Annotated in this window: 15 protein-coding genes; 10 read left to right on the top strand and 5 right to left on the bottom strand. The window is 72.1% G+C overall.

Going from position 1 to position 15730, the window contains the following annotated elements:
- Genes ACWD11_RS00960 through ACWD11_RS00945 form a run of 4 tightly spaced genes read left to right on the top strand, consistent with a single transcriptional unit; the run spans position 1 to position 3911 of the window.
- The gene (locus tag ACWD11_RS00960) at positions 1–924 is read left to right on the top strand and encodes an ABC transporter permease (protein ID WP_451280511.1); all 924 of its coding nucleotides are present in this window, start codon (positions 1–3) and stop codon (positions 922–924) included.
- Positions 917–1894 (top strand): ABC transporter permease, encoded by a 978-nt coding sequence (locus ACWD11_RS00955; protein ID WP_451280509.1) that lies wholly within the window; start codon positions 917–919, stop codon positions 1892–1894. Before ACWD11_RS00960 ends, ACWD11_RS00955 begins: the two co-directional genes overlap by 8 nt.
- A gap of 3 nt (positions 1895–1897) precedes the next feature.
- A complete protein-coding gene (locus ACWD11_RS00950; protein WP_389415099.1) occupies positions 1898–2881 on the top strand; it encodes an ABC transporter ATP-binding protein in 984 nt (327 codons plus the stop codon).
- Positions 2874–3911 carry an ABC transporter ATP-binding protein gene (locus tag ACWD11_RS00945; protein ID WP_451280507.1) on the top strand — a complete coding sequence of 346 codons (1038 nt, stop codon included), beginning with the start codon at positions 2874–2876 and terminating at the stop codon, positions 3909–3911. Before ACWD11_RS00950 ends, ACWD11_RS00945 begins: the two co-directional genes overlap by 8 nt.
- A 122-nt stretch (positions 3912–4033) precedes the next feature.
- Here ACWD11_RS00945 and ACWD11_RS00940 read toward each other — a convergent pair whose 3' ends face one another.
- A complete protein-coding gene (locus tag ACWD11_RS00940) occupies positions 4034–6148 on the bottom strand; it encodes a prolyl oligopeptidase family serine peptidase (protein WP_451280505.1) in 2115 nt (704 codons plus the stop codon).
- Positions 6149–6325: 177 nt separating this feature from the next.
- Here ACWD11_RS00940 and ACWD11_RS00935 point away from each other — a divergent pair, with 177 nt between their 5' ends.
- The 4 genes from ACWD11_RS00935 (at position 6326) to ACWD11_RS00920 (ending at position 10220) form a co-directional block, all read left to right on the top strand.
- The gene (locus ACWD11_RS00935) at positions 6326–6520 is read left to right on the top strand and encodes a hypothetical protein (RefSeq protein WP_250077487.1); all 195 of its coding nucleotides are present in this window, start codon (positions 6326–6328) and stop codon (positions 6518–6520) included.
- A gap of 33 nt (positions 6521–6553) precedes the next feature.
- On the top strand, positions 6554–7447 hold the full coding sequence (gene mshB / locus ACWD11_RS00930; RefSeq protein ID WP_451280503.1) for an N-acetyl-1-D-myo-inositol-2-amino-2-deoxy-alpha-D-glucopyranoside deacetylase: 894 nt from the start codon (positions 6554–6556) through the stop codon (positions 7445–7447).
- Entirely contained in the window at positions 7447–7860 is a 414-nt protein-coding gene (locus tag ACWD11_RS00925) for a DUF6113 family protein (RefSeq protein WP_389415095.1), read from the top strand. Before mshB ends, ACWD11_RS00925 begins: the two co-directional genes overlap by 1 nt.
- A gap of 158 nt (positions 7861–8018) precedes the next feature.
- Positions 8019–10220 carry a hypothetical protein gene (locus ACWD11_RS00920; RefSeq protein WP_451280501.1) on the top strand — a complete coding sequence of 734 codons (2202 nt, stop codon included), beginning with the start codon at positions 8019–8021 and terminating at the stop codon, positions 10218–10220.
- Positions 10221–10280: 60 nt separating this feature from the next.
- On the opposite strand, the gene ACWD11_RS00915 is transcribed toward ACWD11_RS00920, so the two are convergent.
- Together ACWD11_RS00915 and ACWD11_RS00910 are read right to left on the bottom strand one after the other, a co-directional pair.
- The gene (locus tag ACWD11_RS00915) at positions 10281–11147 is read right to left on the bottom strand and encodes a transglutaminase family protein (protein WP_389415093.1); all 867 of its coding nucleotides are present in this window, start codon (positions 11145–11147) and stop codon (positions 10281–10283) included.
- Between the two features lie 30 nt (positions 11148–11177).
- Positions 11178–12188: a GNAT family N-acetyltransferase gene (locus tag ACWD11_RS00910; RefSeq protein WP_451280499.1), complete on the bottom strand. Its 1011-nt coding sequence runs from the start codon at positions 12186–12188 to the stop codon at positions 11178–11180.
- A 140-nt stretch (positions 12189–12328) separates the two neighbouring features.
- On the opposite strand from ACWD11_RS00910, the gene fdxA reads away from it, so the two are divergent.
- Both fdxA and ACWD11_RS00900 read left to right on the top strand, forming a co-directional pair.
- Complete coding sequence (gene fdxA, locus ACWD11_RS00905; protein ID WP_003985062.1) at positions 12329–12649, top strand: ferredoxin; 321 nt, start codon at positions 12329–12331, stop codon at positions 12647–12649.
- Positions 12650–12758: 109 nt separating this feature from the next.
- Positions 12759–13853: a bifunctional succinyldiaminopimelate transaminase/glutamate-prephenate aminotransferase gene (locus ACWD11_RS00900; RefSeq protein ID WP_451280497.1), complete on the top strand. Its 1095-nt coding sequence runs from the start codon at positions 12759–12761 to the stop codon at positions 13851–13853.
- Between the two features lie 62 nt (positions 13854–13915).
- Here the strand turns inward: ACWD11_RS00900 and ACWD11_RS00895 are convergent, their stop codons facing one another.
- Positions 13916–14371, bottom strand: a complete 456-nt coding sequence (locus ACWD11_RS00895; protein WP_389415090.1) for an ATP-binding protein — start codon at positions 14369–14371, stop codon at positions 13916–13918.
- 312 nt (positions 14372–14683) lie between these two features.
- Entirely contained in the window at positions 14684–15652 is a 969-nt protein-coding gene (locus ACWD11_RS00890) for a heavy metal transporter (RefSeq protein ID WP_451280495.1), read from the bottom strand.
- Between the last annotated feature and the right edge of the window lie 78 nt (positions 15653–15730).

Below are 15730 nucleotides of genomic sequence, written 5' to 3'. Positions count from 1 at the left end.
ATGGGACGGTACGTCGTCCGACGCCTGCTCCAGATGATCCCGGTCTTCATCGGGGCGACCCTGCTGATCTTCCTCATGGTGAACGTGATGGGCGACCCCATCGCGGGACTCTGCGGCGACCGGCAGTGCGACCCGGCGACGGCCGCCCAGCTGAAGAAGGAGTTCGGCCTCGACAAGCCGGTCTGGCAGCAATACCTGACGTACATGGGGAACGTCTTCACCGGCGACTTCGGCACCGCGTTCAACGGGCAGGAGGTCACCGAGCTGATGGCGGCGGCGTTCCCGGTGACCATCCGGCTGACGATCGTCGCGATCCTCTTCGAGATCGTCATCGGCATCACGCTCGGTGTCATCACCGGGCTGCGCCGCGGCCGGCCCGTGGACACCGGGGTCCTGCTGGTCACCCTCGTGGTGATCTCCGTGCCGACCTTCGTCACCGGGCTGCTGCTGCAGCTGCTGCTCGGCGTGGAGTGGGGCTGGATCAGACCCTCCGTGTCCACCGACGCCACCTTCGGCGAGCTGATCGTGCCGGGCCTGGTCCTCGCCTCGGTCTCCCTCGCCTATGTCACCCGGCTGACCCGGACCTCCATCGCGGAGAACAAACGGTCCGACTACGTCCGTACGGCCGTCGCCAAGGGCCTGCCCCGGCGCCGGGTGATCACCCGGCATCTGCTGCGCAACTCGCTGATCCCGGTGGTCACCTTCATCGGCACCGACATCGGCGCGCTGATGGGCGGCGCGATCGTCACCGAGCGGATCTTCAACATCCACGGCGTGGGCTACCAGCTCTACCAGGGCATCCTGCGGCAGAACACCCAGACCGTGGTCGGCTTCGTGACCGTCCTCGTCCTGGTCTTCCTGGTCGCCAACCTGCTCGTCGACCTGCTCTACGCCGTACTCGATCCGAGGATCCGCTATGCCTGAACCCCGCGAACCCGAGGGTGCCATCGCCTCGACCGGCATGGGCGGCGCCATGGATCTGGCGACGTCGGAGGGGGAGAGCCTGGAGAGGACGCCGGGCGGCCCGGGCGGCGCGAGCCCGCAGGACAAGCCCCGCTCGCTGTGGTCCGACGGCTGGCGCGACCTGCGGCGCAACCCGGTCTTCCTCATCGCCGGGCTGGTCATCCTCTTCCTGGTCTTCGTCTCCCTGTGGCCGGGTGCCATCACCTGGATGAGCCCCCTCAAGTGCGACCTCGCCAAGGCCCAGCAGGGGTCCCAGTCCGGCCATCCCTTCGGCTTCAACGGCCAGGGCTGCGACGTGTACACCCGTACGGTCTACGGCGCCCGTACGTCCGTCACGGTCGGCGTCTGCGCCACGCTCGGGGTGGCGATCCTCGGCAGCGTGCTCGGCGGGCTCGCGGGGTTCTTCGGCGGGACGTGGGACTCGGTGCTCTCCCGGATCACGGACGTCTTCTTCGCGATCCCCGTCGTGCTCGGCGGGCTCGTGCTGCTGTCGGTGGTCACCAGCAACAGCATCTGGCCGGTCATCGGGTTCATGGTGCTGCTGGGGTGGCCGCAGATCTCCCGTATCGCCCGCGGCTCGGTCATCACCGTCAAACAGAACGACTACGTTCAGGCCGCCCGCGCGCTCGGCGCCACCAACTCCCGCATGCTGCTGCGGCACATCACGCCCAACGCGGTCGCCCCGGTGATCGTCGTCGCGACCATCGCGCTCGGCACGTACATCGCCCTGGAGGCGACCCTGTCCTACCTCGGCGTCGGCCTGAAACCGCCGAGCGTCTCCTGGGGCATCGACATCTCGGCCGCCTCCCCCTACATCCGCAACGCCCCGCACGCCCTGCTCTGGCCCTCGGGCGCCCTGGCGATCACCGTCCTGGCCTTCATCATGCTCGGCGACGCAATCCGCGACGCCCTCGACCCCAAACTGAGGTGAGACGTGCTGCTCGAAGTGCGTGATCTGCACGTGGAGTTCCGGACCAGGGACGGGGTCGCCAAGGCGGTCAACGGCGTCAGCTACGGGGTGGACGCGGGCGAGACCCTCGCCGTGCTCGGTGAGTCGGGGTCGGGCAAGTCGGTCACCGCGCAGACCGTCATGGGCATCCTCGACACGCCGCCGGGGCGGATCACCGCGGGCGAGGTCCTCTTCCGGGGCAGGGACCTGCTGAAGCTGAAGGAGGAGGAGCGCCGGAAGATCCGCGGCGCCGAGATGGCGATGATCTTCCAGGACGCGCTGTCGTCCCTGAACCCCGTGCTCAGCGTCGGCGACCAGCTCGGCGAGATGTTCGTCGTGCACCGGGGCATGTCGAAGAAGGACGCGCGGGCCAAGGCCGTGGAGCTGATGGACCGGGTCCGCATCCCCGCCGCCCGGGAACGGGTCAAGCAGTACCCCCACCAGTTCTCCGGCGGTATGCGCCAGCGCATCATGATCGCCATGGCGCTGGCCCTGGAGCCCGCCCTGATCATCGCCGACGAGCCGACCACCGCCCTGGACGTCACGGTCCAGGCCCAGGTCATGGAGCTGCTCGCGGAGCTGCAGCGCGAGTACAACATGGGCCTGATCCTCATCACCCACGACCTCGGCGTGGTCGCGGACGTCGCCGACCGGATCGCCGTGATGTACGCGGGCCGCATCGTGGAGTCGGCGCCCGTCCACGACATCTACAAGGCACCGGCCCACCCCTACACCCGGGGCCTGCTCGACTCCATCCCGCGCCTGGACCAGAAGGGCCGGGAGCTCTACGCCATCAAGGGACTGCCGCCGAACCTCATGCAGATCCCGCCCGGCTGCGCCTTCCACCCGCGCTGCCCCATGGCCCAGGACGTGTGCCGCACCGACGAACCGCCGCTGTACGAGGTGACCACGTCGGACGAGGACCGGGGCAGCGCCTGCCACTTCTGGCGGGAGTGCCTCCATGGCTGAGCCGCTCCTCCAGGTCCGCGGCCTGGTCAAGCACTACCCGCTGACCACGGGCATCCTCTTCAAGAAGCAGGTCGGCGCGGTGAAGGCCGTGGACGGCGTGGACTTCGAACTGGACCGGGGCGAAACCCTCGGCATCGTCGGCGAGTCCGGCTGCGGCAAGTCGACGGTCGCCAAGCTGCTGGTCAACCTGGAACGGCCGACGGCGGGTTCGATCCGGTACAAGGGCGAGGACATCACCAAGCTCTCCGGCAAGGCCCTGAGAACCGTCCGCCGCAACATCCAGATGGTCTTCCAGGACCCCTACACCTCCCTCAACCCCCGGATGACCGTCGGCGACATCATCGGCGAGCCCTACGACATCCACCCCGAGGTGGCCCCGAAGGGCGACCGGCGCCGCAAGGTGCAGGACCTGCTGGACGTCGTCGGCCTCAACCCCGAGTACATCCACCGCTATCCGCACCAGTTCTCCGGCGGCCAGCGCCAGCGCATCGGCATCGCCCGCGGTCTCGCGCTGCGCCCCGAGGTCATCGTCGCCGACGAACCGGTCTCCGCCCTGGACGTCTCGGTCCAGGCCCAGGTCATCAACCTGATGGACCGCCTCCAGAACGAGTTCGACCTCTCCTACATCTTCATCGCCCACGACCTGTCGATCGTCCGGCACATCTCCGACCGGGTCGGCGTCATGTACCTCGGCCGCATCGTGGAGACCGGCAAGGACACCGAGATCTACGACCATCCGACGCACCCCTACACCCAGGCACTCCTGTCCGCCGTCCCCGTCCCCGACCCCGAGGCCCGGGAACACCGCGACCGGATCATCCTGACCGGCGACGTCCCGTCCCCGACGAACATCCCCTCCGGCTGCCGCTTCCGCACCCGCTGCTGGAAGGCCCAGGAACGCTGCGCCCAGGAGGTCCCCCTCCTCGCGGTCCCCTCCCACCTCAGCCTCCTGGCGGGCCCCGCCGCGCACGACTCGGCCTGCCACTTCGCGGAGGAGAAGCACGTCGTACCGTCGCAGGAGGCGGGGTAACACAGCGGCAACTCCCCTGACCCGGATCCGATATACGGACGCGTCAGTCTGGACACCGTACGGCCGTGCGGGTGCCGTAAACGGACCGGGGCACGCCATGTCGCCCCGGTCCGTTGCCGTCCCTACAGCCCCAGCGAGCGCTTCAGGAAGTCCACCTGGAGCAGCAGCAGATTCTCCGCGACCTGCTCCTGGGGCGTCATGTGCGTCACGCTCGACAGCGGCAGGACCTCATGCGGGCGGCCCGCCGAGAGCAGGGCCGAGGACAGCCTGAGGGCATGCGCGAACACCACGTTGTCGTCGGCCGTGCCGTGCACGATCATCAGCGGGCGGTGGCCCTCGGCAGGGGCGGACAGCCCCTCGTCCGTCACCAGGGAACTCTTCGCGTACGACTCCGGATGCGCGGCCGGGCCGCCCAGGTACCGCTCCGTGTAGTGGGTGTCGTACAGCCGCCAGTCCGTGACCGGCGCGCCCGCGATGCCGGCGTGGAAGACGTCCGGGCGGCGCAGCACCGCGAGCCCCGCCAGCCAGCCGCCGAAGGACCAGCCGCGGATCGCCACCCGGGACAGATCGAGCGGGTGCGTTGTCGCGAGGTCCTGGAGGGCATCGATCTGGTCGTCGAGGGCAACCGTCAGATCGTGGTGGATCGCCTTCTCCCACGCGGGCGAGCGACCCGGCGTGCCCCGGCCGTCGGCCACGACCACGGCGAACCCCTGGTCGGCGAACCACTGCGAGGTGAGCAGCGCGTTGTGCGCGGCGACCACCCGCGGGCCGTGCGGGCCGCCATAGGGGTCCAGCAGCACCGGCAGGGAGGCGTCACCGCGGTAGTCCGTTGGCATAAGCACGGCGCACGGGACACGCCGTGCGCCCCCTTGGATGAACGTCACGCGCGGGGACAGACCAGGATCTTCTGCGTACGAGGGGATGATCGCCACCGGCTTCCCGTCCCGGAGGACCCGCACCCGCGGCCCCGGCCGGTCCAGCGAAGCGGACACCCATACGGTCACGCCCCCGGCCCGCACCGCCGAGTGCACCCCGGGCTCCTGAGACAGGCGCTCCACCCCGAGTTCGTTCACCCGATAGACATGCACCTCACCGATCTCCGGATCCGCCGCGGCCTCCCCGGCGGACGCCGAGACCAGCACGTCGTCGTCCGAGACGTCCAGCACCGCACGGATGTGCAACTGCGCACCCGTCAGCGGGCGTTCGCCCACCGTGAGGACCCGCGCGCCACCCTCGTCGATGATCCGCACCAGCTGCCCGGAAGGGGTCCAGCACGGCACCCCGGGGAAAAGTTCCAGCCAAGTTGGATCTTCGTCCGCGTGCACCATCCGGGTCACCCCCGACTCCGGGTCCACGGCCAGGAACAGCTGGCTGCGCTGGTCGCGCGCCTGGACGAGCAGCAGCGGAGCACCCGCCGCTGACCAGTGCACATGCGCCAGATACGGATAGCGGGCCCGGTCCCACAGCACCTCCGTGCGCCCCCCGTCGAGGCCGATCACGAACAGCCGTACGTCCGCGTTGGCGGTCCCCGCCGCCGGATACGCCACCTTCTGCGGCGCACGTTCCGGATGGGCCGGATCCGCGATCCACCACCGGCTCACCGGCGTGTCGTCCACCCGGGCCACCAGCAGCCGGTCGGAGTCCGGACCCCACCAGAAGCCCCGCGAACGCCCCATCTCCTCGGCCGCGATGAACTCCGCCAGACCGTAGGAGACCTGCTCGGGCTCCTCCTCGGCCAGCGTCCGGTCCCCCTCGCCCTCGGCGCCGACCACGTGCAGGGCGCCCCGGGCGACGTAGGCGACATGGCGGCCGTCGGGGGAGGGGCGCGGGTCGATCACCGGTCCGCGGACGGGGAGTTCGCGTGCCGTCCCGGCCCGCAGCTCGGCCACGAAAAGGCGGCCTGACAAGGCGAAAGACGCCAGCTCCAGGGCCGCGTCGGTGGCGTAACCGACGATGCCGGCGCCCCCCTCGCGGCTGCGTTCGCGCCGGGCGCGCTCCTGCGGGGAGAGGCGTTCCGCCGTACCGCCCAGGAGGGCGCGCGGGTCCGCCGCCACGCGCTCCCCGCCGTCCCGGCAGTCGAGCACCCACAGCGCGTTCGCCCGGTCCGTACCGGAGGAGGAGCGCAGGAAGGCGACCCGGGAGCCGTCGGGCGCCACGGTGAACGCGCGCGGCGCGCCGAGCGTGAACCGCTGGGTGCGGGCGTGCCGTCGGGGAAAGGAGTCGGACCTCGTCGTCATGGACCGACCATATTGGCCATGCGCCCCCTTGTGCGGCCGTGCGCCATCCGATGCGCGCGTACGGATAGTTATGATCACTAGCGCATAGTGGGTATGAACCCGCTGGCTGCGATATGGATTTATCTGCCCCCCAAGTCCGACCCCCCGCGCTCCTGGGAACTTTGGAGGTGAGCCGCCGTGGCACTCTCGATTTCGGCGGTGGTGCTGCTGGCGATCATCGTCTTCTTGCTCGTCAAGAAGTCGGGACTGAAGGGCGGTCATGCGCTCGTCTGCATCCTGCTCGGCTTCTATCTCGCCTCCTCGACCATGGCGCCCACGATCAACGACCTGACCACGAGCGTGGCCAGCATGATCGGCAGCATCAAGTTCTGATCACCCCGGGGCCGCCCCCTTAGGGTGGGGACCATGACGGAACTGCCCTCCCGGCGTCTGCTGCTGGTGCACGCGCACCCGGACGACGAGTCGATCAACAACGGCGCGACGATGGCCGCGTACGCCGCCGAGGGTGCCCATGTGACCCTGGTCACCTGCACACTCGGCGAGCGCGGCGAGGTCATCCCGCCCGGCCTCGCCCAGCTGTCCGGCACCGCCCTCGGTGAGCACCGCCTGGGCGAGCTGGCCGCCGCCATGCGCGCGCTCGGCGTCGACGACTTCCGTCAGCTCGGCGGCACCGGCCGCTACCGCGACTCCGGGATGATGGGCCTGCCCGACAACGACGACCCCGACTGCTTCTGGCAGGCCGACGTCGACGAGGCCGCCGGTCACCTCCTGGAGGTGATCCGCGAGGTACGTCCCCAGGTCCTCGTCACCTACGACGAGAACGGCGGCTACGGCCACCCGGACCACATCCAGGCCCACCGCGTCGCCATGCGCGCCGCGGAGCTCGCGGCCGAGGCGGGCTGCCCGGTCGCCAAGGTCTACTGGAACCGGGTCCCGCGCACCGTCGGCGAACAGGCGTTCGCCCGTCTGGCGGCCACCCTGCCGGAGCTGCCGTTCACCGAGGCGGCCACCCTCGACGACGTTCCCGGAGTGGTCGGGGACGAGCGGATCACCACCGTCGTCGACGGCACCGCCCACGCCGCGGCCAAGACCGCCGCGATGGCCGCGCACGCCACCCAGATCGAGGTGGCGGGGGAGTACTTCGTCCTCTCCAACGGTCTCGCCCAGCCCGTCTTCACCACCGAGTACTACGAGTTGGCGCGCGGCGAGCGAAGCGAGATGGGGGTCCCCCCGGCCGAAGGCTGGGGGAGGGCCGCGACGCCGGAGACCGACCTGTTCGCGGGGATCGAGGACGCCTGATGAAGAACGACCGGACGCCGATGCTCGCCCAGCCCCTGGGGCCGCCCTCCTTCACCCGGTTCGCCCTGCTCCTCGGCCTGTTCGTGCTCGGCGCGCTCGTCGCCGCCGCCGGCGCGCTGATCCAGGGGGCCTGGTTCCCGGGCGGCCTGCTGCTCGCGCTCGCCGGGGAGATCGGGCTCTGCCTCGGCGGGGCGCTGATCGCCCGCGGCCGGGCCGGGGCCGTCGCGCCGGCCGGCGGCTGGATGCTCGCGGTCATCCTGCTCACCGCCAGCCGCCCCGAGGGCGACTTCGTCTTCGCCTCGGACGGCGGCTCCTACCTCTTCCTGCTCGGCGGCATGGCCACGGCTGTGATGTGCGCCACGCTCGCCCCCACGCGGCAACCGGACGACGATCGGGTCCGACTTGGGAAGTGACGTACCACTTCTCCGCGCCGCGCACGTGCGAGTCCCGTGGGGTTTCCCCGGCGGTCGTGGGATACGGGCCAGAGGTGGCCAGTATGGTGGTGGCGCCGCCGAGCCGCCCGGAGCAGTGAGGACGAGTCGGGCGGCGGAGCCAACCGGGAGAACCTGCCTTGAGTCGTGAAACTGACAGTCCGTCCTCCGGGCCCAACGGGCGCGGCGGAGCCGCTTACCCTTCGGGCACGCCGCCTTACGGGACGCCTGCGGTTCCCGACGGCGGTCCGGATGCGGGCCGTTCGGCCGCGCGGCCGGAGGAACGCAAGACCGAGACCACGCTGACCACCCGGATCCGGATCAACATCCCCGGATCGCGGCCCATTCCGCCGGTCGTCGTGCGCAAGCCCGTCGGGGACGGCGAGAACTCCGACGCGGGCGCCGGGACCGAGCCGCCCGCGCCGGGAGCCGCCGCGTCCGCGCGTCCGCCCGAGCCTCCCGCCGACCCCGCGGCTGCGGCCGAGGACAAGACGAGCGAGTGGTTCGTACCGCGTAAGTCCGCGGCCCCGAAGGGCGGTACCGGCGGCGGCCAGAGCAACGGCGCCGGTGCGCCCGGCGGTTCGGCGCCCTCGGCTCCGCGCCCCGGTGCGGGTGCGGCCGGTGCGCCGGGTACGGCCGGTGGCGCGGGTGCGCCGCGGCCCGGTGGGGTCGTGGGCTCCATGAACACGCAGGGCGGGGCCCGTCCCGGTGCCACCAACGGCGCGGGCGCGACCGGCGGACCGGTGGCGCCCGGACACGGCGGCGGCACCGGCTCCTTCGACGTCACCGAGGCGCTGGCCGCCGGCCCGCGGGGCCCCGGCGCCCGGCCCGGCGACGAGGCCCACCGCGACGACCTGCCGTACGTCTCCGGCAACGGCGGCCAGAACGGCAACGGCGGCTACGGCGGCCAGAACGGCTACGGCGCCCAGGGCATGCCCGGCGGACCGGGCGGCGGCCCCGCCGGTCCCGGCGGCCCCAGCGGCTTCAACGGCCCCGGTGGACCCGGCGCCCCCGGCGGCCGGGGCGGACAGCAGGGCCCCGCCGGCCCGACGACCGGCCCCGTGACCGGCGACGGCCCGCTGGTGCCCCCCATGGGCGGCGGCCCCGGCACCATGGGCGGCGTCCCCGGTATGCACACCCCCGGCGGCGGCCTGAGCGACGACACCGCGATCCTCACCCCGCAGAAGCCGGCCCCCGAGCCCGGCACCCCCGGCTACGGCAACCCCGCCGACAACGTCTCCGGGCACACCGTCACCAGCGGCATCCCGGTGGTCCCGCCCGCCGTCCAGCACCCGTTCGGGCCGGGCGCGCCCACCGACGGACCGCTGCCCCACACGCCCCCGAAGCTGCCCGAGCCGGTCTCCCCGAACGTGCCCTCGGCGCCCGCGCCGAAGAAAAAGAAGGGCCGCGGCAAGCTGGGCCTGCTCACCGGCGGCGTGATCGTCCTGGCCGGTGGCCTCTACGGCGCCGGGCTGCTGATGAACCACTCCGACGTGCCCAAGGGCACCACCGTGCTCGGCGTCGACATCGGCGGCGGCACCCGGGACGACGCGGTCAAGAAGCTCGACGACGCCTTCGAGGGCCGGGTGAACAAGGAGCTGAAGCTGACGGTCGGCGGCAAGACCGTCGCCCTGGAGCCGGACCAGGCGGGGCTCCAGTTCGATGCCGTGGCCACCGTCAGCGAGGCCGCGGTGAGCGACTACCACCCGGTCTCCGTGGTGGGCTCGCTCTTCGGCCAGGAGCGCGTGGTCGAGCCGGTCATGCCGGTCGACGAGGAGAAGCTCCAGGCCGCGCTGGAGAACGCCGCCGGCGGCTCGGGATCGGTGGCCGACGGCACCATCACATTCGAGTCGGGCAAGGCCGTCGCCGTGTACGGCAAGGCGGGCCAGGGCATCGACGTCGCGAAGTCGACCGGCGCGGTCGAGGAGGCGTACCGCACCCAGGTGGAGACCGGCACGGCCCCCGCGGTGCCGGTCGCGACGACCGCCAAGGAACCGACGGTCGACAAGGCCGAGGTCGACCGGATGATGAAGGAGTTCGCCGAGCCCGCGATGTCGGCCAACGTCATCGTGCGCACGGACGCCACCCGCTTCATCGAGTTCAGCCCGGAGAACTCCCTGTGGAAGTTCCTCCGCGTCAAGGCCGTCGACGGCAAGCTCGTCGACAGCCCCGACCTGAAGGCGCTCGAGGAGCTCTACGGCCAGACCTTCGACGGGGTGCAGATCACCCGGGGCACCGGCAAGAAGACGGCCGTCACCCCGCAGGACGTCTACGTCGCCCTGCGCCAGGCCCTGCTGAGCACGTCCGACCGGGACGTCACCATCGAGACGAACCCGAGCTGACCGGGCCCGGAGTGCCGCACGACCCGCGTCGTGCGGCACTCCGGACACCCGTCGCGGCGGTCAGTTGAGCATGGCCCGCGCGGCGTGCGCCTGCTGCTTGACGCGGGCCGCGGCACCCGGATCCACCGCCGCCACCACGTCCGCGTACGCCTCCAGCTCCACCGCCCCCTCGACGAAGCTCCCCCGCTGCACCAGCACCTGGGCCCGCTCGTAGCGCAGCCGCGCCGGATGCGAGGGCAGCAGCAGCGCCAACTCCACGGCCCACAACGCCACGTCCGACCGCTCGGGCCGGGCCGCGGCCCACGCCCGGACGTTGTTCAGGATCCGCGCGACGACCTCGAGCGGCGCCGCGGGCACCAGCATCGACGGATGCAGGGACGCCCCCGTGGCCCCGGCCACCAGCAGCTCGGCATCCGCCCCCGTCATGGCCCGGCCCCCGTCGAACGGATCGGCCAGCACCTGCTCGCCCGGCTCCCCGAACCCCACGACGAAGTGCCCCGGCAGGGCGAGGCCGTACACCGGCGCCCCGGCCCTGCGCGCCACCTCCATCCACACCACCGACAGCAGGATCGGCAGCCCGCGCCTGCGGCGCAGCACCTCGTGCAGCAGCGAGGACTCCAGCCGCTGGTAGTCCCCGGGGGTGCCCCGGAAGCCGAGCCGGTCGCCGAGCAGTTCGCGCAGGGACACGGCCCAGGAGCGCGGGCCGCCCGGCCGGAACGGCAGCTGCCCGGCCAGCCGGTCCAGTTCCATCTGGGCCGCGTCCAGGCCGTCCTCGTCCAGCGCGCCGTCCGCCTCGGCGCCCACCAGCAGACACAGCGTCGACAGATCGGGCCGCTCGCAGCGGGCCTCCTCGGCGAACCGCCGGCGCAGCTCGATGGAGCGTTCCGGAGGCGGGGGGTTGGGGGGAGGGGGATCGGGGGGAGGCATAGCAGGCTCGTGCCCTCTCGCGGCGATCGGTTACCGGCCGGAGCCGGAGTTCCCCGGCTCGCGGTAGTGGTGGTACGCGTGATGCGCCGAGAAGCCCGTCCCGGCGTACAGCGCCCGGGCCGCCGTGTTGTCCGCCTCGACCTGCAGCCAGGCCGCCGACGCCCCCTCGTCCAGGGCCCGTCCGGCCAGCGCGGCCATCACGGCGGAGGCGAGCCCCCGGCGCCGCAGCGCCGGATCGACCTCGACGGCGGCGAAGCCCGCCCACCGCTCGTCGACGACGCACCGCCCGATGGCGGCAGGGACGCCGTCCGCACCGGGAACGGTCGCGAACCACACCGAGGGACCGCTGCCCAGCACCTTCAGGGCGACCTCGCTCAGGCCCCTGCGCTGGTAGCGCGCCAGCCATGCCCGATCCGCCGACCGGGACAGCACGACCTCGGCCGGCTCCTCCCGGTCCGCGAGCGGGGCCAGCGCCCCGGTCCACAGCTCGGCGGTCACCTCACGCGTCCAGCCCCGCCGCTCCAGTTCCGCGCACAGCAGCTCCTGGGTGCCCTCGGCGCCGGTCGCGGTCTGCACGTAGGCGGGCAGCCCGCGCTCGCCGTACCACCGCCGTACGACGGACAGCGCCTCGTCCAGGGGCAGGCCCGGGTCGCCCAGCGGGAGCACGGAGTTGGCGCGGCGGGTGAAGCCGGAAGCGGCCCGCAGCTCCCACGCGCCGAGCCGGTCGCTCTCCACCGGGCGCCACGCGCGCGCCGAGACGTGCGCGAGCTCCTCGTACGAGGCGGCGGGGCCCCGGCGACGGGCCGGAGCGCTCGGCACCACCTTCCCCGCGACCAGCGACGATTCCGCGATGCGGACGGTTTCGCCGCTCTTCCGTGTGATCAGCAGCACACCGTCGTCCCATGATGCGAGAACACCCACCGTGTCGGTGAACTTCTCACCCGCCCGCGCAGGATCGTTCAGGCGCCGTACGGACACCCGTTTACCCACGTCAGCAGCGGTGATACGGACCTCAAGGCGCCCGGTCGCTGAGATTTCCACAGGTCTGTTCACCCCTCCTGTTCGGATCGTGCCCCGGAACGGAGATACTAGGGGCGGGCATCGACGACGCCGCGCTCCCGCGCGCCAGGCGGCGGAGCCTGTGGAGGCCCGCCAGCGCCCTATCGAGGAGGAACGACAGCGTGACCTACGTCATCGCGCAGCCTTGTGTCGACGTCAAGGACAAGGCGTGCATCGAGGAGTGCCCGGTCGACTGCATCTACGAGGGCTCCCGGTCCTTGTACATCCACCCGGACGAATGCGTCGACTGCGGAGCCTGTGAGCCGGTGTGCCCGGTCGAGGCGATCTTCTACGAGGACGACACTCCGGAGGAGTGGAAGGACTACTACAAGGCCAACGTCGAGTTCTTCGACGAGCTCGGCTCCCCCGGCGGTGCCAGCAAGCTCGGTCTGATCGAGCGGGACCACCCCTTCATCGCCGCGCTGCCGCCGCAGAACGGCTGAGAGCGGCCCGCATCACCGCGCCGCCTCGGTCCCGCACGGCCTGATCGCCTCCGATCGCCTGCGGGGCCGAGGCGTTTGCCGTACGGACGAGAAAGTGAGCCAGATCCCCGTGTCCGCAGTCTCCGACCGTCTCCCCGCCTTTCCCTGGGACAAGCTGACGCCGTACAAGGCGACGGCCGCAGCGCATCCGGGCGGCATCGTCGACCTGTCCGTCGGCACCCCGGTCGACCCGGTCCCCGAGCTGATCCGGAAAGCGCTGGTCGAGGCGGCCGACTCGCCGGGCTATCCGACGGTCTGGGGCACCCCGGAGCTGCGCGACGCGATCACCGGCTGGGTGGAGCGCCGGCTCGGTGCCCGCGAGGTGACCCACCGGCACGTGCTGCCGGTCGTCGGCTCCAAGGAACTGGTCGCCTGGCTCCCCACCCAGCTGGGCCTCGGCCCCGGCGACCGCGTCGCCTACCCCCGCCTGGCCTACCCGACCTACGAGGTCGGCGCCCGCCTCGCCCGCGCCGCGTACGAGGTCTACGACGACCCGACCGCGCTGGACCCCGAGGGCCTGAAGCTCCTGTGGCTCAACTCCCCCTCCAACCCGACGGGCGAGGTCCTGCCGAAGGAGGAGCTGACCCGGATCGTCGCCTGGGCCCGGTCGCACGGCATCCTGCTCTTCTCCGACGAGTGCTACCTGGAACTGGGCTGGGAGGCCGACCCGGTCTCGGTGCTGCACCCGGACGTGAACGGCGGTTCGTACGAGGGCATCGTGGCCGTCCACTCCCTCTCCAAGCGCTCCAACCTGGCCGGTTACCGCGCCGCCTTCCTGGCCGGTGACCCGGAGGTCCTCGCCCCGCTGCTGGAGATCCGCAAGCACGGCGGCATGATGACGTCGGCGCCGACCCAGGCGGCCGTGATCGCGGCCCTGGGCGACGACGACCACGTCCGTGTCCAGCGCGACCGCTACGCCGCCCGCCGCGAGGCGCTCCGGACGGCCCTCGTGCACCACGGCTTCCGCATCGAGCACAGCGAGGCCAGCCTCTACCTGTGGGCCACCCGCGGGGAGTCCTGCTGGGACACGGTGGCCCATCTGGCCGAGCTGGGCATCCTGGTGGCGCCGGGCGACTTCTACGGCGAGGCCGGCGCGACGTACGTACGCGTGGCGTTCACGGCGACGGACGAGAGGGTGCGGGAAGCCGTGCGGCGGCTGTCCTGAGGCATACGCCGAAGGGGTCCAGGAGAAGACTCCTGGACCCCTTCGGCGTTCGGCCGGGAGGATCAGCCTCCGAGCGGCAGGCTGCCGACCGGCAGGGAGCCGGCCGGCGGCAGGCCGCCGCCCTTGGTCAGGGAGTCCGTCGGCAGACCGTCCTTGGTCGCCGTGGACGCCGTGTCGCCGAGGACGTCCCCGGCCGACCCGGCCGCTTCACCCGCGGTCTTCTGCGCGACGGGCGTCGCCTTCTTGACCGCCTTGCCGCCGGTCTTGCCCGCGGCAGGCACCGCCTTCTCGACCGCCTGGGCGCCGGCTTCGCCCGCGAGCCCGGTGGCGCTCTGCGCCGCAGCGTCGGCTGTGTTGCCGACGCTCGCCGCGTCCAGGGCGGTCAGGCCGCCGAGGTTCTTGGCGGCGGGCAGTTCGGGGGCCGCGCTGGCGGAGCCGGCCGTACCGACCCCGGCGGCCGCTCCCGCAGCGACGAGCAGCGCGGCACGGGCGATGCGGCGGGTCAGGGGGAGGGTCATGATGCTCCTTCGACGGGTCTGTCTGGTGAGAACGGTGATGTCCTCGACCGGAGGTGATCTCCGGCCCCGGACGCAGTGACTACCGCTCGAAGCCCGCGAAGGTTGCGGCGAAGTAACGTAAAGACTTGGTAATGCGTCGCATTATCGGCTGTGGATAAAAACGGGCAAAGAGTCCGCGCCCGGAAAGCCTGCTGAATGCTTACAGCCCTTTGTTCTCAAGGGTTTTCCGGGATTCACGGATACCCGCGCCAAAACCCGCGCACCTCGGGAACCCCCGGCCCGCGCGGTAACCCGCACGGGTGACGTCCCGCACTACTGCGCGGTCACGATCCGGACCGGTCCCGCGTTCTTCTCGGCGCCCGCGGCCCCGTCGGTCTCGGTCGCGCGCCACTGGCTGTCCGTGTTCCCGGCGGTCCACTCACGCCCGGCGTACGAGACCTTTTCGATGCGCAGGGCGGAGGCGTTGGCCACGGCCCAGTGCGCGAGCTGCCAGCCGCGCTGCGTCACCCCGAGCCCGCCGCTGCCCTCGGTCACGGGCAGCGTGAGGGTCCTTGCGTCGCGTCCGGCGCCGGGGGAGGCCGCGGGAGTGGGGTCCCCGTCGCCGACCACGGCACCGGCAGGCTCCAGCACGTCCTGCCCGAAGTCCCGGGCGAGCGCGGTCCGTACCGCGTCGGTCCCCGCCACCCGCGTGGTGCCCGGGCGCCCCTCGCAGGTCAGCGTGGCGGCGGAGTGGCCGGTCAGGGCGGCGGCGAGCAGAGCGGCGTCCGGCTCGTGCTTGGCGTAGGCGTCCGGGAAACCGCTGCGCTGCACGCGCTGCGCGGCGACGGTGAGCGGCAGCCCCGTGTAGCCGTCCACCTTGACCAGGTGGTCGTAGAAGATCTTGGCCGAGTAGGTCGGGTCCATGACCTCCTGCTCGGTGCCCCAGCCCTGCGAGGGCCGCTGCTGGAACAGGCCGAGCGAGTCCCGGTCGCCGTAGTCGATGTTGCGCAGCGCCGACTCCTGCAGCGCGGTGGCGAGCGCTATGGTCACCGCCCGCTCGGGGAGGTTCCGCCCGGTGCCCACGGCGGCGATCGTCGCCGCGTTCACCGCCTGCTCGGGCGTGAACTCGTACGCCGCCCCGTCACCGTCGGCCGAGACGACCTTGCAGCCGGGCGCTCCGGCGCCTCCGGTGACGTACTGGACGACGAGATAACCCGCGACGGCGAGCAGGACCACGAAGGCCGCCCCGCAACGGTAGAGGCGGCCGCGGCGGCGTCGGGGAGTGGTGGACGGCTCTGGCACGCGTACAAGGTACTGGAGAGTAGAGCGACGCCGGAGTCCGGTGGGCAAAGTGCCCGGGAGACGGGAGCGCTAGGGTCG

This window comes from Streptomyces sp. NPDC002776, assembly GCF_053592195.1.
Note: the sequence above shows the minus strand (reverse complement) of the source record. Positions and strands in the feature narration are given on the sequence as shown.

What these genes read in the sequence shown, in the direction of transcription:
- ACWD11_RS00955 (WP_451280509.1), top strand. Translation starts at nt 917, where the DNA reads ATGCCTGAACCCCGCGAACCCGAGGGTGCCATCGCCTCGACCGGCATG.
- ACWD11_RS00915 (WP_389415093.1), bottom strand. Translation starts at nt 11,147, where the DNA reads ATGCCTCCCCCCGATCCCCCTCCCCCCAACCCCCCGCCTCCGGAACGC.
- ACWD11_RS00925 (WP_389415095.1), top strand. Translation starts at nt 7,447, where the DNA reads ATGAAGAACGACCGGACGCCGATGCTCGCCCAGCCCCTGGGGCCGCCC.
- ACWD11_RS00895 (WP_389415090.1), bottom strand. Translation starts at nt 14,371, where the DNA reads ATGACCCTCCCCCTGACCCGCCGCATCGCCCGTGCCGCGCTGCTCGTC.
- ACWD11_RS00960 (WP_451280511.1), top strand. Translation starts at nt 1, where the DNA reads ATGGGACGGTACGTCGTCCGACGCCTGCTCCAGATGATCCCGGTCTTC.
- ACWD11_RS00945 (WP_451280507.1), top strand. Translation starts at nt 2,874, where the DNA reads ATGGCTGAGCCGCTCCTCCAGGTCCGCGGCCTGGTCAAGCACTACCCG.
- mshB (WP_451280503.1), top strand. Translation starts at nt 6,554, where the DNA reads ATGACGGAACTGCCCTCCCGGCGTCTGCTGCTGGTGCACGCGCACCCG.
- ACWD11_RS00940 (WP_451280505.1), bottom strand. Translation starts at nt 6,148, where the DNA reads ATGACGACGAGGTCCGACTCCTTTCCCCGACGGCACGCCCGCACCCAG.